Below are 19,067 nucleotides of genomic sequence, written 5' to 3'. Positions count from 1 at the left end.
GACTTCGGGTGGATTTGGTGCTTGAGGTGCCCGACGTCCAGGCACTCACAGGAGCCGCGCTCGCACACATCAAGGCCGACGAGTTCATGCCGGACGAGGAGCGCGGCCACGCCGAGTCCGCCGTCCGCGAGGACGAGTCCGAGGCCCTCGCCTACCTCGTCGACCCCACTGACCTGGTCGTGGACATCCCCGGTGTGGAACTCGCGCAGGCCTCCTGGAGCAGCGAGCCCGTCGAATACGACCCCGAGTCCATGGAGTGGGACCTGGACGAGGAAGATGGGGACTTCGACGAGGAACCCGACAACGCCTGACCGTGTGGTGGACCACATCCGAACGGAATGTGGAACCGGCCGGTGCCGTTAACGCGTTGTCAGGACCAGGCAGGGGGTGTGCCCCCTGCCCGGCCAACCCCGGGGACGGCCAGCCTCCGGGGTATCCGGCAATGATGGAGTGGCGTGTGAGGACGGACAGTATGCGGCGGAGGCGGTCCCTGGTGGCCATATCCGCGGTGCTCGGTGGGGTACTGATGCTCACGGCGTGCGGCGGCGGAGACGACGACGCGAAGCCGAAGAGCTCCGAGGCGGGCAAGGCGCAGGCGGACGCCGACGCGGCAGCCGCCAAGGACGCCTCCAAGGCCAAGATAACCATCACGCCCAAGGACGGGGCCACGAACGTCGGCCTCAACGACGCGGCGAACGTCGCCGTCGCCGACGGCACCCTCACCCTGGTCGAGCTCAAGACCAGCGAGGGCACCGCCGTGGCCGGCAAGATCGCCGCCGACGGCAAGAGCTGGAAGCCCGACGCCGCGCTGAAGCGCTCCACGAAGTACGCCCTGGCGGCGACCGCCAAGGACGCCGACGGCAAGGAGGCGCACGAGAACGCCTCCTTCACCACCGTCTCCCCGGAGAACAGCTTCATCGGCTCGTTCGTCCCGGACGAGGGCCAGACGGTCGGCGTGGGCATGCCGGTCTCGATCACCTTCAACAAGCCGATCCAGGACAAGAAGGCCGTCCAGGCGGCGATCTCGGTCAGCTCCAGCAGCGGCCAGGAAGTCGTCGGCCACTGGTTCGGCGCGCAGCGCCTGGACTTCCGCCCGGAGCAGTACTGGCAGGCGAACTCCACCGTCACCATGAAGCTGTCGCTGGAGGGCGTCCAGGGCGCTCCCGGCGTCCAGGGCGTCCAGAACAAGACCGTCACCTTCAAGATCGGCCGGAGCCAGGTCTCCACGGTCGACACGAAGACCAAGAAGATGACGGTCACCCGGGACGGCGCGGTCATCAAGACCATCCCGATCTCGGCGGGTTCCCCGGACAACCCGACCTACAACGGTCAGATGGTGATCTCCGAGAAGTTCAAGGAGACCCGGATGGACGGCTCCACCGTCGGCTTCAAGGACAGTGAGGGCAAGGGCGAGTACGACATCAAGGACGTCCCGCACGCCATGCGCCTGTCCCAGTCCGGCACCTTCCTCCACGGCAACTACTGGGGAGCCGACTCGGTCTTCGGCAGCGCGAACACCAGCCACGGCTGTGTCGGCCTGAACGACGTCAAGGGCGCGGGCGACCCGAACCAGCCCGCCGCCTGGTTCTACGACAACTCGCTCATCGGCGACGTGGTCACCGTGGTCAACTCCCCGGACAAGACCATCAAGCCCGACAACGGCCTCAACGGCTGGAACATGGGCTGGGCGGAGTGGAAGGCCGGCTCGGCCGCCTGACGTCCCGCACCGCACGCGACGACGGCGGGGATCCCTCACGGGGTCCCCGCCGTCCGTCGTTCCGCCCGGAAACGGCCGGAAACGGCCGGATGCGGCCCGAGTGGATCATCTAGGGTCCCCGGTATGACCATCCGTGCCCTGTCGCTGCCCCCGACCGACACCGAGATCGACGACTGGACCGCGGTCCTCGCCTCCGCCCGGGCCGCCGACCTGCCGCAGGGGCCGCCACCCGCCCGGACCGAGGTGGCCGGCCGGCTACGGGTCACACCGGCGCGCGGCCGCGCCGCGCTCTGGACCGCGGACGAGGGCGCGGGCGTGGCCGCGCTGCTCCTGTTCACGGACGAGGCCAACGCCCACACCGCCTTCCTCGACGTGCTCGCCGTACGCCCGTACGCCCGCCGCCGGGGCCTGGGCCGGGCTCTGTGGGAGCAGGTCCGGGCCGAGCTCCTCGCCCACGGCCGGACCTCGGTCTCGACCCTGGTGGACCTGGGCGGGCCGGGGCAGGCGTTCGCGGAGTCCCTCGGCTTCGAGAACGTCCTGCCCATGGCCTGGTACGAGCAGGACGTGACCCGGCAGCGCCACGCCGCCGCCGTCGCCCCGGGGTACGAACTGCGCTCCTGGCACGGCCTGGTGCCCGACGAGTGGGCCGCGCCGCTCGCCACGGCCCACGGCGCCATGCAGGACGCGCCCATGGGGGACATCGACGAGAAGATCGAACCCTGGACCCCGCAGCGGCTGCACGCCGCACACCGGCTCGTCCTCGACCGGGGCGGCGAGATCACCACGGCCGCCGCGGTGACCCCGCGGGGCGAGGTGGCCGCGTACACGGAACTGGTCCTGCCCGACCCGGCCGGCCCGCGCGCCCTCCAGTACGACACGGTGGTCGCCCCCGCCCACCGGGGCCACGGCCTGGGCCGCGCGGTCAAGCTGCACATGCTGGAACTGGCCCGCGACCGTTATCCCGCCCTGTGCCGGATCGCCACCACGGTGGCCGACGAGAACACCCCGATGCGAGCGGTGAACGAGAGCCTGGGCTACCGCCCGGACCGCCCCGCCGCGTATTACCAGCTCAGCCTGTAGCCGCCGGGTTCCGCGCCCCGGCCCCCTCCGAGGGGGCCGACCACGACGCCAGCAGACGCAGGGCGTCCGCCGACGGGGAGCCGGGGGCGGCGTGGAAGGTGACCAGGGACTGCGCCGGGTCGTCCGGCAGCTTCAGCGTCTCGAAGGACAGCCGCAGTTCACCCACGATCGGATGCCGCAGCAGCTTCTCCCCGTGCGTCTTGTCCGCGACCGTGTGCGCCGCCCACAGCCGCCGGAACTCCTCGTTCTTCACCGACAGCTCCCCGACCAACGCCGACAGCTGCTCGTCGTCCGGGTGCTGGCCCGCGTACATGCGCAGGTTGCTCACCACCTCGCACGCCCGGCACTCCCACTCCCCGTACAGCTCCGCCGTCGCCGGATCCAGGAACACCAGCCGCACCAGGTTCCGCTCGGCGGCCGGCAGAGCACCGAAGTCCCCGAAGACCGCGGCCGCCAGCCGGTTCCAACCGATGACGTCCTGCCGGTGCCCCACCAGGTACGCCGGTACCCCGCACATCGCGTCCATCAGCGTGCGCAGCTCCGGACGCACCTGCTGCGGGCGCCGACTGTGGCGGCGCCGATGCGCCTTCGGCCGCGCCAGGTCCATCAGGTGCGCCCGCTCGCTCCCGTCGAGGCGCAGGGCCCGCGCGAGCGCCTCCAGGACCTCCACCGACACGTTGTGCCCGTCGCGCTGCTCCAGCCGCGTGTAGTACGCGACCGACACCCCTGCCAACTGCGCCAGTTCCTCCCGGCGCAGCCCGGGCACGCGCCGGCGGCGCCCGTGGTCGGGCAGGCCCACGTCCTCGGGGCGCAGCCGCGCACGGCGGGAGCGGAGGAACTCACCGAGGCAGGCGCGCTGATCAAGCTGGTCCATCCCGTGATTATCCCCGGGCGGCGTGTCACGGGGCAGCCGTGAGCCTGACCCCACCAGGCGTAGGTTCGCCGGTCGTAGGCAGGACAGGTGGCTGGCTGTCCGTCGGGCGGGGCGGCAGCGTAGGGGTCACCACAGATCAGACCCACGCCGTTGCGAGGAGCACCCCCATGTCCGTCACCCAGGGCACCCCGGCCACCCAGGCCACTCAGAGCACTCGGAGCGGCCGGGGCACCCGGGTCGCCGCGTACGCCGCCCCCGCCGCCAAGGCCCCGCTGGAGCGCACCACCATCGCGCGCCGCCCCGTCGGCGAGCACGACGTCCTCATCGACATCAAGTACTCCGGCATCTGCCACTCCGACATCCACCAGGTCCGCGACGGCTGGGGCGAGGGCATCTACCCGATGGTCCCCGGCCACGAGATCGCCGGCGTCGTGTCCGAAGTCGGCCCGGCCGTCACCCGGTTCGCCGTCGGGGACCGGGTGGGCGTCGGCTGCTTCGTCGACTCCTGCCGCCGTTGCGCGTACTGCCTGCGCGGCCAGGAGCAGTACTGCGTCGAGGGGATGACCGGCACCTACAACGCACTCGACCGGAACGGCGAGCCCACGTACGGCGGCTACTCCACCCACCTCGTCGTCGACGAGAAGTACACCGTCCGCATCCCCGACGGTCTCGGCCTGGACGTCGCCGCCCCGCTGCTGTGCGCCGGCATCACCCTCTACTCCCCGCTCCGGCACTGGCAGGCGGGCCCCGGCAAGCAGGTCGCGATCGTCGGCCTGGGCGGCCTCGGCCACCTCGGCGTGAAGATCGCGCACGCGCTCGGAGCCGAGGTCACCGTCCTGTCGCAGACCCTGCGCAAGCGGGAGGACGGCCTGAAGCTGGGCGCCTCCCACTTCCACGCCACCGCCGACGAGGCCACCTTCGAGGAGTTGGCCGGCCGCTTCGACCTGATCCTGTCCACCGTCTCCGCACCGATCGGCCTGGACGCGTACCTGGGCCTGCTGAAGGTCGACGGCGCGCTGGTGAACGTCGGCGCCCCGGAGGAACCCGTCGCGCTCAACCTCTTCTCCGTCATCGGCGGTCGCAAGACCCTCGCCGGATCGATGATCGGCGGGATCGCCGAGACCCAGGAGATGCTGGACTTCTGCGCCGAGCACGGACTTGGCTCGGAGATCGAACTGATCGCCGCCGGGCAGATCAACGAGGCGTACGAGCGGGTCCTGGCGAGCGACGTGCGCTACCGCTTCGTCATCGACGCGGCGACGATCTGAGGGCCGCCCGCCCCGCGCCCGCCCCGGCCCGCCTCAGTACCCGTGGGGGTGCGCGGACAGCCACTCCGTGTGCCGCTCGCGCATCCGGTCCCGCTCCTGCCGGGTGGGGAGGACGACATCGGCGCCGCCGTCGTACGGGTGGTGGAACCGGGTGAGCCCGGGGTCCGTGACGAAGACGCCGGGCAGCGCGTCGTCGGCCGCCGCGCGCAGCAACGGGTCGAGGCAGCCCCGCCGCCAGGGGCGGCGGTCGGCGTAGTAGTACCAGCGCGTGTGGAACTCCGGATCCGGGTCGTCGGTCTCGTCTGCCGTGGTCCACAGCGTCCCCTCCGGGTGGAGGGTACGGCGCAGCGGCGGCTGGTCCGCGTGGTCGGACATCTCGGACCAGCCGGTGGTCACCACGTACACCTCCTCGCCGGCGAAGAGCTCGTCCAAGACCGTGTTGTACCGGTCCAGGAGTACCGCGTACTCGGCCTCGTCGTCCGCGTAGCGCTTCGATTCCGGCAGGCTGTGGAACCGCACCCACCGCTCGCCGTACACCGTCTTCAGCTCGTACGGCAGCAGCGGGCCGGGAGGCCTGTGCTGCCGCCACAGACGGGTCAGCCCCTCGTGCGCGGGGTCGACGGCGGGTTCGACGGCGGGGGCGGTCACGCCCCAGGAGCCTTGGCCACGCCGATCGGGCAGGACACGCCCGTGCCGCCGATGCCGCAGTAGCCGTTAATGTTGCGGTCAAGGTACTGCTGGTGGTGCGCTTCGGCGGGCCAGAAGGGGTGCTCCGCCGCCGGCAGCACCGCCGTGGTGATCGGGCCGTAGCCCGAGGAGGCCAGGACCTGCTGGTAGGCCGTACGGGAGGCCTCAGCCGTCTCCTGCTGCTCGGGGGAGTGGGTGTAGACCGCCGAGCGGTACTGGGTGCCCACGTCGTTGCCCTGGCGGAAGCCCTGGGTGGGGTCGTGGGACTCCCAGAACAGCTTCAGCAGCGCGGCGTAGGAGACCTGGGACGGGTCGAAGACGACACGGACCACCTCGGTGTGGCCGGTCAGACCCGAGCAGACCTCCTCGTAGGTCGGATTCTCGGTGAAGCCGCCCTGGTAGCCGGCCAGCGTGGTCCACACCCCGGGGGTCTGCCAGAACTTGCGCTCCGCACCCCAGAAACAGCCCAGACCGAAGTCGGCGACTTCCAGGTGCGCGGGGTAGGGGCCGGACAGCGGGTTGCCCAGCACGGTGTGCCGGTCGGGCACGGCGAACAGCGGCTCCGCGCGGCCCGTCAGGGCCTCCTCGCGGGTGGGGAGCTCGGGCGTACGGCGGTACGAGAACATGGATTCCCTCCTTGTGGGAGTGACAACGTGCGGAGGGCGGGCCGGGATTCCCGACCCGCCCTCCGCCGCCCCACGGGTCACAGACCCGGCGTGGTCACGCTCACCGCCCAGTCACGGGCGTACAGGTACCGGCTCTTCGGCGAGCCCGCGTAGGACCAGGGCAGGGCACCGATGTACCCGTCGATGTACCGGAACTGCTCGACGGCCTCCGCGTCGCGGTCCTGCCAGAACAGCAGGTACGCCAGGATGTGCCGCATGCCGACCGTCCCCGGGTGGTCGTCGCCCGCCGCCGCCAGGTCCAGCAGCGCCGCGTCGACCGCCGCGACGATCTCCGGCTCCTTGAAGAACGTCTCCGCGGCCAGGTCGTCCTCGTGCGTCTCCTGCTCGAAGTACGCGATCAGAGGCAGTCGCGAGAACAGCTCACCGGGTGCCCCGGCGGCCGCCGACTCACGCGCGAAGGCCAGCGCCAGCTCGTGCGAGCCGCGCCACTTCCGGCACCAGTACTGCAGTGCGCCGACGTGTGCCCACAGCACCTTCGGATCACGCTCGACGATCTTCGCCCACAGCTCGCGGTACCGCTCGTGCGAATAGCCCAGGCCCTGCCCGATCGGCTGCTCCACGATGTACGGGGTGGGGTCCGCGGGGTCGGCGAGGCTCTGGGCCGCGTGGGCGGCCTCCTGCGCCTTGACCAGCAGGTCGCGGAAGAGCCGGAACTGCTCCTGAGTGGTGCGGCGGCCCGACTGGGAGCCGCGTACGTTCCACGCCACCTGGATCGCGGTGTCGGCGTCGACCAGGGCCGCCGTCGGGTCCGTGGGGCGCGCCGCACGCCAGGCCAGCAGCCACGCGTCGTCCTCGGCGGCCGCCTCGGCCAGCGGGCGGACCCGCTCCATGCGCTCGTGCCAGTTCTTCCCGGCCGCCTCGATGTACGTGGCTCCGGCCTCCCAGTCGCCCGACCGGACCGCTTCCAGGACGGCGGTCCGCTCCGGCGGCACCGGAGCGTGGTTCTCGGTGTCGAGGTCGGCCTCGGCCACGAACCCGAGCGCGACGACCGCCGCCGCCTTCGCCGCCTTCGCCGCCTTCTCGGCCTTGACGGCCGCGGTGTCGGCGTTCGGGGATTCGGTCCGGCCCTCGATGACGGCGATCTCCGCCTCCAGCCGCTTGGCCTTGCCGATGTAGTAGACGCCGCGCAGGAACTTGAACGCGCCGAACAGCAGCACGGCGCCCAGGATGTAGAGGCCGATCACGGGGCAAGCACCAGCTTTCGCAGCGGTTCGGTGTCGGGCAGGTCGGCGACGGCCGCTTCCAGGGCCTGGCCCAGCCGGTCCTCGAAGCCGTCGGCCGGGTACCGCAGGGAGGCCGAGTCGGACCAGGACAGCTGCCAGCGGGCGGCGCCGCGGGCCGTCAGCTCGACGGTGACCAGCTGGTTCAGGGCGCGCCGGACGACAGGGCGGGCGAACTCGCGGGCGGTGCGGCCGGTGGCGGCCTGCGCCTCCTCGGACTTCGGGAACCGGTCGGCGATGCGCCAGCGCACCGCCGGGTCGGCGTCGAACGCGTCGAGCACGGCCGCCAGCTCGGGGCCGGCGCCCTCGGCGGCGAAGGCCTCGCGGAGGTCCTCCGCGCCCTTGCCGACGTACAGGGTCATCGACTCGTGCACGAGGTCCTCCCAGTCGACCCGCTTCAGGGCGAGCGCCTCCGGGGTGAGGACGACCTGCTCCAGCGCGGCCAGCGCCGCGTCGGCGTCGGCCAGCAGTTCCAGGGCCGGCCGGGCGGCCTGCCCGCCGCGGCCGTCGTCGGGCAGGGCCTCGATGCGGGCCACGCGCTCGGCGAGCGCGGGGTGGGAGTCGTAGGGGGAGGTGGGCTCGGTCGACAGTTCCTGGCGCAGGTCGTCCAGGTCGGCCGAGCGCGCGTCCAGGAGCCGGCGCAGGCCGCCGAAGACCTCACCGGGACGGGGCAGCAGGCCGGCGTTGACGCCGAGGGTGGCGTACGAGCCCATGTAGAAGTCGTGCGCCGAATCCAGGGCGTTCAGCTCGCGCAGCGCGGACGCGGCCGAGTCGCGGCCGGCGACCCGGACCGAGGCGAGGTCGGCGGCGAGCTCCTGGCGGCGGGAGGTGGAGCGGGTGGCGCGCATGTAGAAGTTGCCGTACGCGATGTAGATCTTGGCCATGGCGCGGTACATCGCGCCCTCGCCCGCGGTGTCGACGCCCTTGGCCTTCTTGCCCTTGGCGATCCGCTTCTCGTCCCGGCGCTCCTGCTTGGCGCGCTCCTTGGCGACCTTCTTGTCGGCACGGTCGTGGAAGTAGCCGACGGTGCGGATCAGCTGGGCCCGGCCGCGGGCGATCAGCGGCGTGAGACGGGTGTCGAAGTTCGCGTAGTGACCCATCTCGTGGGCGAGCACCGCGCGCATCTGCATCTCGTCCAGGCCCGTCATCAGCGGCAGCCCGAGGTAGAGGCGGCGGGTGCCGGGCCGCAGGCCCAGCAGCTTCGCGTCCTCGGCGACGGCCGCGTTCACCTCGTCGATCAGCACGATCTCGTCGGGGGCGCGGGTGCCGACCTGCTGCGCGATGTCACGTACGACCGCCCACAGCTCGGGTTCCTGCGCCTCGGTGACGGTGACGCCGGCCAGAGGCTCGCCCTTCGGAGTGCGCAGCATGAACATGCCGCGCACGATCGGGACGGTGAGGACGACGGAGGCGATCAGCAGCTTGGCCACGATCGGGCCGTGCAGCGTGGTGACGAGGGCGTAGTCGATGCCGCCGAGGGCGGCCAGCAGGAACACGCCGAGCAGGTAGAAGCCTGCGAGCAGGACGAGAGCGCGCAAGGCGCGCAGTGAAGCGCCCATATGGACAGATCCCCCCACGGGAACGGAAAAGAGTGGGTGGCACGGCAGAGCGCCGCCACCGCCGCATCATGCGGCCTGTGATTACTTACAGCAACTTTATTGGCCGAAGCTTCGGCCCGTCCTGTGGGGGGCGGGGACGCTCAGGGGCACCGCCCGCGCCCCGCCCGAGCCCCGCCCTGATCGACGATCCGTCCGCTACGGCCGCAGCGTCGCCGGCGACCCGCCGTTCGCCTCGTACCCCGCGACCGCCATCGCCCGGTACACCGTGTACGCCGCCGCCGGGTCCGACGCCTCCGTCCACGGCAGCGCGCCCACGTACCCGTCCACGTGCCGCACCTGCTCCAGCGCCTCCGCCCAGCGCTCCATGCAGACCAGGAACATCAACAGCAGGTGCCGTACGTGCGCCACCATCGGGTCGTCCTGCCGTGCCGTGTGCACCGCGTACAGCGCGCCCTCCACCGCCCGCGTCACCGTCGCGCCCCGGTAGAAGCTCGGGCTCAGCACGACGTCCGGCTGGTTCTCGCGCAGCGCGAACATCGGCAGGGCCGCCAGCAGCGAGCCCTGCGGAGCGCGCGCCGCGGCCGCGTGCGCGAAGGCGTCGGCCTTCTCCCGCGAGCCGTGCCACTTCGCGCCCCAGTAGTGCAGCGCCGCCAGGTGGGCGCCCATGTGGTTCGGGGCCCGGTCGATGACCTTCGCCCACAGCTCGTCGAACTCCGCCTCCGGGTAGGCCAGTCCGCGGGCGATCGCCAGCTCCGTGATGTACGGGACCGGGTCCCCCGGAGCCAGCAGCGCGGCCTTGCGGCACGCCTCCCGGGCCTCCTCCAGGATGATCCGGTGGTCCTCGGAGCCGACGCCGCCCGAGTGCCGCCACGCCTGCTGCACGAGGAGCTCCGCGTGCACCTGCGCGCCACCCGGGTCCTTCTCCGCCTCCAGGCGCCACGCCTTCAGCCACTGCGCGCCCGTGCCGGGCTGCGCCATCAGTTCCAGGGCGGCGGCCCCGCCGAAGGCCTGCACGCGTTGCCAGCGCCGCTCGCCCTCCCGCGGGGTTCCGGCGAGCAGCTGCGAGGCCGCCTGCCACCGGCCGGTGAGCCGCACGTTGTCGAGGGCGTCCATCAGGTCCTGGTCGGGCCCGGGGACGCGGATGTCGAGCTCTTCCTGCCGTTCGAATCCGTAGTTCGCCGGGTCGGCGGCGTCCGGGCTGTCCGGCGAGACCAGGCGGATACCACCGCTCCGGCGCCGGATGTACGGACCGAGAATGAACACGATCATGAGCATCGCGAACACGAACCACAGAATCTCCATGCCTCCAGCGAACCAGACCGAGGGGGGAGCAGGCCAATAGGGGGCCATGCCCCGGGCGGGCATAGCATCGGACCATGAGCGACGACAGCCACGAGCACCAGAGCTTCGAGACCCGCGCGATCCACGCGGGCAATACGGCGGACCCGCAGACCGGTGCGGTCGTCCCCCCGATCTACCAGGTTTCCACCTACAAGCAGGACGGCGTCGGAGGACTCCGCGGCGGCTACGAGTACAGCCGCAGCGCGAACCCGACCCGCACCGCGCTGGAGGAGAACCTCGCGGCCCTGGAAGGCGGCCGGCGCGGTCTCGCCTTCGCGTCCGGGCTCGCCGCCGAGGACTGCCTGCTGCGTACGCTGCTCGCCCCGGGCGACCACGTGGTCATCCCGAACGACGCGTACGGCGGCACCTTCCGCCTCTTCGCGAAGGTCGTCTCCCGCTGGGGCGTGGAGTGGTCGGTGGCCGACACCTCCGACCCCGAGTCGGTACGGGCGGCCCTCACCCCGAAGACGAAGGTCATCTGGGTCGAGACCCCCTCCAACCCGCTGCTCGGCATCACCGACATCGCCGTCGTCGCGGACATCGCGCGGTCGGCCGGCGCCAAGCTGGTCGTGGACAACACCTTCGCCTCGCCGTACCTCCAGCAGCCCCTGGCGCTGGGCGCGGACGTGGTCGTGCACTCGCTGACCAAGTACATGGGCGGGCACTCCGACGTGGTCGGCGGCGCGCTGGTCGCCGCGGACGCCGCGCTGGGCGAGGAACTGGCCTACCACCAGAACGCGATGGGCGCGGTGGCCGGTCCGTTCGACTCCTGGATCGTGCTGCGGGGCATCAAGACCCTGGCCGTGCGCATGGACCGGCACGCGGAGAACGCGGGCAAGGTCGTCGAGCTGCTGAAGCGTCACCCGAAGGTCACCAACGTCCTGTACCCGGGCCTGCCCGAGCACCCGGGGCACGAGGTCGCCGCCAAGCAGATGCGCAACTTCGGCGGCATGATCTCCTTCCAGGTCGCCGGTGGCGAGGAAGAGGCGGTCGCGGTCTGCGGCCGCACCAAGATCTTCACCCTGGCCGAGTCGCTCGGTGGCGTCGAGTCCCTGATCGAGCACCCGGGCCGGATGACGCACGCGTCGGTGGCCGGCTCGGCGCTGGAGGTCCCGGCGGACCTGATCCGCCTGTCGGTCGGCATCGAGAACGCCGACGACCTCCTCGCGGACCTCACCCAGGCCCTGGGCTGACACCCGACCCCTGCCCGGCCCCGCCGACCCTTCCGGTCCGGCGGGGCCGAGCCCGTCCGGCTCCGCCGGGCCCACTCCAGCCTCGCCGGCGTTTGAGGCGCGGGGTCTGGGCGGAGCCCCAGGAAACCCGGCTCCGCCGGCACCGGGCTCCGCCCGGACCCGCGCCTCAAACGCCGGCGAGGCTGGATGTGGTTCCGGCCGGGCAGAAAGGCTGCCGGGTCGGGGCTACCAGCCCTGTAGGGGTGGGGATACGCCCGTCGGTGGGGCGATCCAGGGGCGGGTCAGGGACGCCCACACCACGAAGGCCACCGCGGCAGCGAAGAGCACGGCCCACCCCAAGCGCCGCAGCGCCCGCCGCCGCCGCAGGAGGCGATCGCCCCGGGCCGCCGCCCCCGCCGCCAGCCCCGTCGGCACCGGCGGGTGAGGCCCCTGCAGGAGCTGCCTGACCTGGGCTTCCTTCCGGTCCGGGATCCCGCTCACGCCGCCTCCCGCCTCCGCAGCGCCTCCACGGCCCGATTGCACAGCACCCGTACCCGCTCCACCGGCATCCCGAGCTGCGCCGCCGTGACCTCCTCCGCGACCCCTTCGTAGAGCCGCAGGACGAGGACGAGCCGTTCCGGCGGGCTCAGTCGGGCGAGCAGCCCGGCGCCGCCGTGGTGGCGCCAACCGGTCCGGGCGAAGGCGGCGCACAGTTCCTGGCGGGTGAAGTCGTACGGGTCGTCCCCGCGCAGCCGCCGCCAGTTCGCGTAGGTGCGGGCCAGCGCGCCCGCCAGCAGCCGCCGGGCCGACTCCGGTTCGCCGGTCAGCAGGACCGCGACATGCAGGAGACGCCCGGCCGCACCCGCGACGAAGGCTTCGAACTCCGCGTAGGAGCCCGCCTGTTGATCAACCACCCGCATAGTCCACATAGTGCGGGCAGCGGGGTCGCCCAGGTCAAGAGGACGGACGGACTCCGCTCAGGAGGCGGGACCGGCTTCGGCCACGGCCGCCATGAGGTCCGACAGCGACAGGTTGAAGCGCGTCAGCAGACCCGTGAAGGATTCCCGCTCGCCCTCGCTCCAGCCCTCCGTCACCCGGGCCATCAGCTCGCGCCGCGAAGAGCGGACCTCCTCCAGCCGGGCCAGCCCCCGCGGGGACAGCGCGAGCACCACGGCCCGCCCGTCCTCGGGGTGCGAGGTCCGCTTGACCAGACCGCTGTCGACCAGCGGCGCGACCTGCCGGGTCACCGTGGAGGAGTCGATCCCCATGCCGCCGGCGAGCGCCTTCACCCCCATCGGGCCTTCCAGGTCGAGCCGGTTCAACAGCAGGTAGGCGGCGCGGTCCATCGAGTTCCGGGCCTGGCCGACACCGCCCAGACGGGTCTGCTCGGCACGGCGGGCGAAGACCGCCACCTGGTGCTGGAGCGCGTCGAGGAGACCGGCTCCGGCGGGCGCGCCGGGCGCCGCGGGCAGATCGGAATTGGCCGGGGTGGAAGGCATGGCCGTGGGCTCTCTTCGCGTGGGTCCGACAAGGTTGGGGGACAGAGTACGCGGCCGTGCGGCGGCTCGTACGCCTCGTACGAGAACTGATACGGCCGGTTCGGGCGCCCGCCCCGCAGGTGTCCTGGATGGCGAGATATCGCCCCTCCCGCACGCCCTGCGAGACTGGCGGCATGAACTACCGCGTGCCCCAGCCCGTCCCCCAGGTCATCCTCGACGACATCCGGGGGGCCCAGAAGATGCTCTCCGGCGTCTCGCGGGTCACCGCCATGGAGGGCAGCCGGCACCTTTCCGCACTCACCGGCTCCCCGGTCCACCTCAAGTGCGAGAACCTCCAGCGCACCGGCTCCTTCAAGCTCCGCGGCGCCTACGTACGCATCGCCGGCCTGCGCCCCGAGCAGCGGGCCGCCGGTGTCGTCGCCGCGAGCGCGGGCAACCACGCGCAGGGCGTGGCGCTGGCCTCCTCGCTCCTCGGGGTCCGCTCGACCGTGTTCATGCCGGTCGGGGCGCCCCTGCCGAAGGTGGCCGCGACCCAGGAGTACGGCGCGGACGTGCGCCTGGCCGGGCAGGTCGTCGACGAGACCTTCCTGGCCGCCCAGGAGTACGCGGACCGCACCGGCGCGGTGTTCATCCACCCCTTCGACCACCGCGACATCATCGCGGGCCAGGGCACCGTCGGCCTGGAGATCCTGGAGCAGTGCCCGGAGGTGCGGACCATCCTCGTCGGGATCGGCGGCGGCGGTCTCGCGGCCGGTGTAGCGGTCGCCGTGAAGGCGCTGCGGCCGGACGTGCGGGTCATCGGGGTGCAGGCGGCGGGCGCGGCCGCTTACCCGCCCTCGCTCAAGGTCGGGCACCCGATCTCGATCGACGCACCGATGACGATGGCCGACGGGATCAGGGTCGGCCGCCCCGGCGACGTCCCCTTCCACATCATCGGCGAACTCGTCGACGACGTGCGCACGGTCTCCGAGGACGCCCTCTCCAGCGCCCTGCTGCTGTGCCTGGAGCGGGCCAAGCTGGTGGTCGAACCGGCCGGGTGCAGCACGGTCGCGGCCCTGCTCAGCGAACCCGAACTGTACGGCGGCGGCCCGGTGGTGGCCGTCCTGTCCGGCGGGAACGTCGATCCCCTGCTGCTGCAGCGGATCCTGCGCCACGGTATGGCGGCGGCGGGCCGGTACCTGTCCCTGCGGCTGCGCGTGGCCGACCGGCCGGGCGCCCTGGCCGGGCTCCTGGCGGTGTTGTCAGTGCTGGATGCGAACGTGTTGGACGTGAGCCACGTGCGGACGGACCCGCGGTTGGGGCTCACGGAGGTGGAGGTGGAGCTGCACCTGGAGACGAAGGGCCCCGAGCACTGCGCGGAAGTCGCGCGTTCCCTGCACGGCGCGGGATACAAGGTGATGAGCTAGAGACGTCCCGCGGTCCGGCCCGTCCGCCGCTCGGGCCGGACACATCCCCCGTTCGGCCGAGCGGGACCTGCCCGGCGCCCATAGGATTTGCGTAGAAATGCCCTGAATATTCTGATTCTACTGGCCCGATTCACTGGGAGAATCCCTATGCCAGGCGCTATCTACGCCGAAGGTCTGGTCAAGACCTTCGGCGATGTACGGGCTCTCGACGGCGTGGACCTCGATGTCCCCGAAGGCACCGTCCTGGGTCTGCTCGGCCCGAACGGCGCGGGCAAGACCACGACCGTACGCGTCCTGACCACCCTCCTCCGGCCCGACAGCGGTAAGGCGGTCGTCGCCGGCCTCGACGTGCTCAAGCACCCCAACGAAGTCCGCCGCGCCATAGGCCTCTCCGGCCAGTTCGCGGCCGTCGACGAATATCTGACCGGCCGCGAGAACCTCCAGATGGTCGGCCAGCTCTACCAGATGAAGGCCAAGGCGGCCAAGGCCCGGGCCACCGAACTCCTCGAACGCTTCAACCTCTCCGACGCCGCCGACCGCACGGCGAAGACCTACTCCGGCGGTATGCGCAGGCGCCTGGACCTCGCGGCCGCCCTCGTCGTCAGCCCGCCCGTGATGTTCATGGACGAGCCGACCACCGGACTCGACCCCCGCAACCGCCAGCAGCTGTGGGGCATCATCCAGGAACTGGTCGCCGGCGGTACGACCTTGCTCCTCACCACCCAGTACCTGGAGGAGGCCGACCACCTCGCGCACGACATCTGCGTGGTCGACCACGGCAAGGTCATCGCCCGCGGCACCTCCGACCAGCTCAAGGCCCGTACCGGCGGCGAGCGCGTGGAGGTCGTCGTCCACGAGCGGCAGCACATCACCACCGCGCGCGAGGTGCTCGCCGGCTTCGGCAAGGGCGAGACCACGGTCGAGGAGCACACCCGCAAACTGACCGTGCCCGTGTCGGGCGGCGCCAAGCTGCTCGCCGAGGTCATCCGCGAACTCGACGGCCGGGGCATCGAGATCGACGACATCGGCCTGCGCCGCCCCACCCTCGACGACGTGTTCATCTCCCTGACCGGGCACGCGGCCGAACGGGCCGTGGAGGACAACGGCGACACGCCGGCCGATCCCGGGGCCAAGGGCCGCAAGGCGGCCCGGAAGGAGGCGGCGAAGTGACCCTCACGTCCCCGAACCCGGGCTCCTCCCCGCACGGCGAACTCGTGGCACCCCGTCCGCGCGGCGGCGTCGTCCAGTCCGTCAACGACTCCCTCGTCATCGCCAAGCGGAACGTCATCCGCCTCAGCCGGATCCCCGAGATGGTGATCTTCGGGCTGATCCAGCCGGTCATGTTCGTGGTGCTGTTCAGCTTCGTCTTCGGCGGCTCGATGATGATCGGCGGCTCGACCAGCGCCAGTGACTACCGGAACTTCCTGATGGCCGGCATCTTCGCCCAGACCGTCACCTTCGCCACGGCGGGCGCCGGCGCGGGCATCGCGGACGACATGCACAAGGGCCTGATCGACCGCTTCCGCTCGCTGCCCATGGCCCGCGGCGCCGTCCTGACCGGCCGCACCCTGGCCGACCTGATGCAGACCGCGCTGACCCTGGTGGTCCTGGCGATCGTCGCCCTCCTCGTCGGCTGGCGCACCCACACGAGCGTCGGCGAGGTGCTGGCCGGCTTCGGCCTGCTGCTCCTGCTCGGGTACGCGTTCTCCTGGATCGGCGCCCTGATCGGACTGTCCGTACGCACCCCGGAGGCGGCCACCTCGGGCGGGCTGATCTGGCTGTTCCCCGTCACGTTCATCTCCAACGCGTTCGTCCCCACGGAGAACATGGCGAGCTGGCTCCAGCCCATCGCCGAATGGAACCCGTTCAGCGCCACCGTCCAGGCCTGCCGCGAGCTCTTCGGCAACCCGGGCGTGTCCCCGTCCGACGCGTGGCCGATGGTCCACCCCGTCTGGGCCTCGCTGATCTGGTCGGCCCTGATCATCCTGGTCTTCCGCACCTTCGCGGTCCGCAAGTACCGCGGCGCGGACGGCTGAGCCCCACCGCCCGAGCCCCACGACCTCCTACCAGCAGCAACGCGCGATGCCCGGCCGGAAGGGTCCGGCCGGGCATCGCGCGTCGTCGGTCAGGAAGAAAACGGTGACCGAGGGTGATCAGCCGGTGAAGGGCTTGACGTCGAGGATCTTGACCGAGGCCTTCTTGCCGTTCGGCAGCTCGTACTCGGCGTCCTCGCCGATCGCCTTGCCCAGCACGCCGCTTCCCAGCGGGGACTGGGGGGAGTACGTCTCGAAGTCCGAGGACGCGTACTCACGCGAGGCCAGCAGGAACTCCATGGTGTCGTCCTCGTCGCCGTCGAAGGCGATCTTGACGAGCGTGCCGGGCGCCACCACACCGTCGGACGCGGGCGCGGTGCCGACCTTGGCGTTCTCCAGGAGCTGCGTGAGCTGGCGGACCCGAAGCTCCTGCTTGCCCTGCTCCTCCTTCGCCGCGTGGTAGCCACCGTTCTCACGCAGGTCGCCCTCCTCGCGGGCGGCTGCGATCTTCGTGGCGATCTCCGTGCGGGCGGGACCAGAGAGGTAGTCCAGCTCCGCCTTCAGCTGGTCGTACGCCGCCTGGGTCAGCCAGGTGACGCTTTCGCTCGTCTGGGTCACGGGTGCTCCTCGTCGGTACAGGGGACTACTGCCGCCAGCGGCGGACGAAACCACGAGCCTAACAATTCGGGAAGAAAAGAGGGAGGACCCCACAGGCTCATTGCCTCGCGGGGCGCGCCTTCAATCCTTTTCGGACCTCAGCGATCGGAAGCCGCCGGCCGGCAGCCGACCAGCTCGATCATCGCGGCCCTGCTGGTGGTCTTCAGGGTGACGATCTCGTCCACCCGCGACCGTCCTTGCGCGAAGGTGAAGTCGGCCCGACCCACCTCGGCGTGCTCCTTGTCCTGAGAGCTCAGGGAACAGACACCGGTGACCGAGGACTCCTTGCGGACCTCCAGGTGCACCTTCACCTCGGTGTCCGAAATCACCTGGAACTTGATCACCTCGGCGCTCACGCTCTGTCCCGCGACGTAGTCCCAGCCGATCCAGCCGACCATGCCCAGCAGCGCCGCACCCAGCACCGATCCGATGATCTTGAGCTTCCGGTCCGCACGCTCGTCCGCCGACCGGCCGTACCGGCCCTCGGGCAGTCCTTCGCGCACCGCGCTCATGATCGTTCCTCTCGCCGGGGACGGCTCGGTCACCCCTGGAATTTTCCGCCCCCCGGTTCGGTCACTATAGGAGCTGAGTGTCGCGCCGAATCGCAGAGGATCCTGTTTTGACCGAGCAGCTTCGACTGATGGCCGTCCACGCCCACCCCGACGACGAGTCGAGCAAGGGCGCGGCCACCATGGCCAAGTACGTGTCCGAGGGGGTTCCCGTGCTGGTCGTCACCTGCACCGGTGGCGAGCGCGGCTCGGTCCTGAACCCCAAGCTCCAGGGCGACAAGTACATCGAGGAGAACATCCACGAGGTCCGCGCCAAGGAGATGGACGAGGCCCGCGACATCCTCGGCGTCCAGCAGGAATGGCTCGGCTACGTCGACTCCGGCCTCCCCGAGGGCGACCCGCTGCCCCCGCTGCCCGAGGGCTGCTTCGCGCTCGCGGACGTCCACGAGGCCGCCGGCGAGCTGGTGAAGAAGATCCGCGCCTTCAAGCCGCAGGTCGTCACCACCTACGACGAGAACGGGGGCTACCCGCACCCCGACCACATCATGACCCACACGATCTCCATGCTGGCCTTCGACAGCGCGGCCGACACCGAGAAGTACCCGGAGAGCGAGTACGGCCCGGCCTACCAGCCGCAGAAGCTCTACTACAACCAGGGCTTCAACAAGCCGCGCACCATCGCCCTCCACGAGGCGCTCCTCGCCCGCGGCCTGGAGTCCCCCTACGGGGAGTGGCTGGAGCGGTGGAAGGAGTTCGAGCGCAAGGAGCGGAACCTGACCACCCACGTGCCCTGCGCCGACTTCTTCGAGATCCGTGACAAGGCGCTCATCGCGCACGCCACGCAGATCGACCCGGACGGCGGCTGGTTCCGCGTCCCGATGGACATCCAGAAGGAGGTCTGGCCCACCGAGGAGTACGAGCTCGCGAAGTCGCTCGTCGACACTTCCCTCCCCGAGTCCGACCTCTTCGCGGGCATCCGGGAGAATGCGTAGCTATGAGCGCTACGCAGGCAGCACTGACCCAGCTCCTTCCGCTGGCGGGTGACACCTTCGACAAGAACAAGGTGACGCCCGGCCTCCTCGGCTTCCTCGTCTTCGCGGCCCTCGCCGTCGGCGTGTGGGCCCTGATGAAGTCCATGAACCGGCACATGGGCCGGGTGAACTTCGAGGAGGCCCCGGACCCGGCGGCCGCAGCCGCCCCCGCCGCGGACGGCACCCGGGCCCCGTAGGGCGGAGCGGGGCCGGAGCAGGGCTCGGTACGGCCCGCGGGACCGCACGCCGGCGCCCCGGCCGGGAGAACCGGCGGGGCGGCGGCTCCGGCGCGCGCCCACCACCGAGGCTCCGCCGGGAGCGACATGGG

General features: G+C 71.5%; 20 protein-coding genes. 10 read left to right on the top strand and 10 right to left on the bottom strand.

From position 1 onward, the window contains the following. The first annotated feature begins 17 nt into the window (after positions 1 to 17). The 3 genes from ACWG52_RS14515 (at position 18) to ACWG52_RS14505 (ending at position 2,797) form a co-directional block, all read left to right on the top strand. Positions 18 to 311, top strand: coding sequence for a hypothetical protein (locus ACWG52_RS14515; protein WP_030012477.1), 294 nt, complete (start codon positions 18 to 20; stop codon positions 309 to 311). 134 nt (positions 312 to 445) lie between these two features. Next, complete coding sequence (locus ACWG52_RS14510) at positions 446 to 1,717, top strand: L,D-transpeptidase (protein WP_389807564.1); 1,272 nt, start codon at positions 446 to 448, stop codon at positions 1,715 to 1,717. A gap of 123 nt (positions 1,718 to 1,840) precedes the next feature. Then, entirely contained in the window at positions 1,841 to 2,797 is a 957-nt protein-coding gene (locus tag ACWG52_RS14505; protein ID WP_453128888.1) for a GNAT family N-acetyltransferase, read from the top strand. Here the strand turns inward: ACWG52_RS14505 and ACWG52_RS14500 are convergent. Beyond that, a complete protein-coding gene (locus tag ACWG52_RS14500; RefSeq protein ID WP_078851012.1) occupies positions 2,787 to 3,671 on the bottom strand; it encodes a helix-turn-helix transcriptional regulator in 885 nt (294 codons plus the stop codon). The two genes, ACWG52_RS14505 and ACWG52_RS14500, sit on opposite strands and share 11 nt — an antisense overlap. 167 nt (positions 3,672 to 3,838) lie before the next feature. On the opposite strand from ACWG52_RS14500, the gene ACWG52_RS14495 reads away from it, so the two are divergent. After that, positions 3,839 to 4,939, top strand: a complete 1,101-nt coding sequence (locus tag ACWG52_RS14495; RefSeq protein WP_389807559.1) for an NAD(P)-dependent alcohol dehydrogenase — start codon at positions 3,839 to 3,841, stop codon at positions 4,937 to 4,939. A gap of 33 nt (positions 4,940 to 4,972) precedes the next feature. Here the strand turns inward: ACWG52_RS14495 and ACWG52_RS14490 are convergent, their stop codons facing one another. From ACWG52_RS14490 to ACWG52_RS14470, 5 genes are all read right to left on the bottom strand, one after another. Beyond that, positions 4,973 to 5,587, bottom strand: a complete 615-nt coding sequence (locus ACWG52_RS14490) for a DUF3885 domain-containing protein (protein WP_390138864.1) — start codon at positions 5,585 to 5,587, stop codon at positions 4,973 to 4,975. Next, positions 5,584 to 6,252 (bottom strand): peptide-methionine (S)-S-oxide reductase MsrA, encoded by a 669-nt coding sequence (gene msrA / locus ACWG52_RS14485; protein WP_453128885.1) that lies wholly within the window; start codon positions 6,250 to 6,252, stop codon positions 5,584 to 5,586. The genes ACWG52_RS14490 and msrA overlap by 4 nt, the downstream gene beginning before the upstream one ends. A gap of 77 nt (positions 6,253 to 6,329) precedes the next feature. Then, positions 6,330 to 7,496 carry a hypothetical protein gene (locus tag ACWG52_RS14480; protein WP_390166129.1) on the bottom strand — a complete coding sequence of 389 codons (1,167 nt, stop codon included), beginning with the start codon at positions 7,494 to 7,496 and terminating at the stop codon, positions 6,330 to 6,332. Beyond that, positions 7,493 to 9,091, bottom strand: coding sequence for a M48 family metallopeptidase (locus ACWG52_RS14475; protein ID WP_390166131.1), 1,599 nt, complete (start codon positions 9,089 to 9,091; stop codon positions 7,493 to 7,495). The genes ACWG52_RS14480 and ACWG52_RS14475 overlap by 4 nt, the downstream gene beginning before the upstream one ends. A gap of 195 nt (positions 9,092 to 9,286) precedes the next feature. Further along, positions 9,287 to 10,393, bottom strand: a complete 1,107-nt coding sequence (locus ACWG52_RS14470) for a hypothetical protein (RefSeq protein ID WP_389807538.1) — start codon at positions 10,391 to 10,393, stop codon at positions 9,287 to 9,289. A gap of 74 nt (positions 10,394 to 10,467) precedes the next feature. Here ACWG52_RS14470 and ACWG52_RS14465 point away from each other — a divergent pair, with 74 nt between their 5' ends. Beyond that, positions 10,468 to 11,625 (top strand): cystathionine gamma-synthase, encoded by a 1,158-nt coding sequence (locus tag ACWG52_RS14465; RefSeq protein WP_030712362.1) that lies wholly within the window; start codon positions 10,468 to 10,470, stop codon positions 11,623 to 11,625. 476 nt (positions 11,626 to 12,101) lie between these two features. Here ACWG52_RS14465 and ACWG52_RS14460 read toward each other — a convergent pair whose 3' ends face one another. Next, positions 12,102 to 12,524, bottom strand: coding sequence for a sigma factor-like helix-turn-helix DNA-binding protein (locus ACWG52_RS14460; protein WP_389807536.1), 423 nt, complete (start codon positions 12,522 to 12,524; stop codon positions 12,102 to 12,104). Positions 12,525 to 12,581: 57 nt separating this feature from the next. Continuing rightward, a complete protein-coding gene (locus ACWG52_RS14455; RefSeq protein ID WP_389807534.1) occupies positions 12,582 to 13,103 on the bottom strand; it encodes a MarR family winged helix-turn-helix transcriptional regulator in 522 nt (173 codons plus the stop codon). Positions 13,104 to 13,276: 173 nt separating this feature from the next. On the opposite strand from ACWG52_RS14455, the gene ilvA reads away from it, so the two are divergent. From ilvA to ACWG52_RS14440, 3 genes are all read left to right on the top strand, one after another. After that, entirely contained in the window at positions 13,277 to 14,509 is a 1,233-nt protein-coding gene (gene ilvA / locus ACWG52_RS14450) for a threonine ammonia-lyase (protein ID WP_389807532.1), read from the top strand. Between the two features lie 147 nt (positions 14,510 to 14,656). After that, positions 14,657 to 15,679 (top strand): ATP-binding cassette domain-containing protein, encoded by a 1,023-nt coding sequence (locus tag ACWG52_RS14445; protein ID WP_389807530.1) that lies wholly within the window; start codon positions 14,657 to 14,659, stop codon positions 15,677 to 15,679. Continuing rightward, on the top strand, positions 15,676 to 16,545 hold the full coding sequence (locus ACWG52_RS14440; protein ID WP_389807528.1) for an ABC transporter permease: 870 nt from the start codon (positions 15,676 to 15,678) through the stop codon (positions 16,543 to 16,545). The genes ACWG52_RS14445 and ACWG52_RS14440 overlap by 4 nt, the downstream gene beginning before the upstream one ends. Before the next feature lie 117 nt (positions 16,546 to 16,662). On the opposite strand, the gene greA is transcribed toward ACWG52_RS14440, so the two are convergent. Next, positions 16,663 to 17,160: a transcription elongation factor GreA gene (greA, locus tag ACWG52_RS14435; protein ID WP_030009952.1), complete on the bottom strand. Its 498-nt coding sequence runs from the start codon at positions 17,158 to 17,160 to the stop codon at positions 16,663 to 16,665. A gap of 137 nt (positions 17,161 to 17,297) precedes the next feature. After that, positions 17,298 to 17,711 (bottom strand): DUF4307 domain-containing protein, encoded by a 414-nt coding sequence (locus tag ACWG52_RS14430; RefSeq protein WP_389807526.1) that lies wholly within the window; start codon positions 17,709 to 17,711, stop codon positions 17,298 to 17,300. A gap of 107 nt (positions 17,712 to 17,818) precedes the next feature. On the opposite strand from ACWG52_RS14430, the gene mca reads away from it, so the two are divergent. Together mca and ACWG52_RS14420 are read left to right on the top strand one after the other, a co-directional pair. Next, on the top strand, positions 17,819 to 18,700 hold the full coding sequence (gene mca / locus ACWG52_RS14425) for a mycothiol conjugate amidase Mca (protein ID WP_030712334.1): 882 nt from the start codon (positions 17,819 to 17,821) through the stop codon (positions 18,698 to 18,700). 2 nt (positions 18,701 to 18,702) lie between these two features. Beyond that, entirely contained in the window at positions 18,703 to 18,936 is a 234-nt protein-coding gene (locus tag ACWG52_RS14420; protein ID WP_389807524.1) for a hypothetical protein, read from the top strand. Positions 18,937 to 19,067 lie beyond the last annotated feature (131 nt).

It is taken from the genome of Streptomyces sp. CLCI03 (assembly GCF_053615355.1).
The sequence above is the reverse complement of the archived record's forward strand: the minus strand, read 5'-3'. Positions and strand labels throughout refer to the sequence as shown.

What these genes read in the sequence shown, in the direction of transcription:
- ACWG52_RS14475 (WP_390166131.1), bottom strand. Translation starts at nt 9,091, where the DNA reads ATGGGCGCTTCACTGCGCGCCTTGCGCGCTCTCGTCCTGCTCGCAGGC.
- ACWG52_RS14505 (WP_453128888.1), top strand. Translation starts at nt 1,841, where the DNA reads ATGACCATCCGTGCCCTGTCGCTGCCCCCGACCGACACCGAGATCGAC.
- ACWG52_RS14495 (WP_389807559.1), top strand. Translation starts at nt 3,839, where the DNA reads ATGTCCGTCACCCAGGGCACCCCGGCCACCCAGGCCACTCAGAGCACT.
- ilvA (WP_389807532.1), top strand. Translation starts at nt 13,277, where the DNA reads ATGAACTACCGCGTGCCCCAGCCCGTCCCCCAGGTCATCCTCGACGAC.
- ACWG52_RS14455 (WP_389807534.1), bottom strand. Translation starts at nt 13,103, where the DNA reads ATGCCTTCCACCCCGGCCAATTCCGATCTGCCCGCGGCGCCCGGCGCG.
- ACWG52_RS14500 (WP_078851012.1), bottom strand. Translation starts at nt 3,671, where the DNA reads ATGGACCAGCTTGATCAGCGCGCCTGCCTCGGTGAGTTCCTCCGCTCC.
- ACWG52_RS14420 (WP_389807524.1), top strand. Translation starts at nt 18,703, where the DNA reads ATGAGCGCTACGCAGGCAGCACTGACCCAGCTCCTTCCGCTGGCGGGT.
- ACWG52_RS14465 (WP_030712362.1), top strand. Translation starts at nt 10,468, where the DNA reads ATGAGCGACGACAGCCACGAGCACCAGAGCTTCGAGACCCGCGCGATC.
- ACWG52_RS14460 (WP_389807536.1), bottom strand. Translation starts at nt 12,524, where the DNA reads ATGCGGGTGGTTGATCAACAGGCGGGCTCCTACGCGGAGTTCGAAGCC.
- ACWG52_RS14470 (WP_389807538.1), bottom strand. Translation starts at nt 10,393, where the DNA reads ATGGAGATTCTGTGGTTCGTGTTCGCGATGCTCATGATCGTGTTCATT.
- msrA (WP_453128885.1), bottom strand. Translation starts at nt 6,252, where the DNA reads ATGTTCTCGTACCGCCGTACGCCCGAGCTCCCCACCCGCGAGGAGGCC.
- ACWG52_RS14430 (WP_389807526.1), bottom strand. Translation starts at nt 17,711, where the DNA reads ATGAGCGCGGTGCGCGAAGGACTGCCCGAGGGCCGGTACGGCCGGTCG.
- ACWG52_RS14510 (WP_389807564.1), top strand. Translation starts at nt 446, where the DNA reads ATGGAGTGGCGTGTGAGGACGGACAGTATGCGGCGGAGGCGGTCCCTG.
- ACWG52_RS14445 (WP_389807530.1), top strand. Translation starts at nt 14,657, where the DNA reads ATGCCAGGCGCTATCTACGCCGAAGGTCTGGTCAAGACCTTCGGCGAT.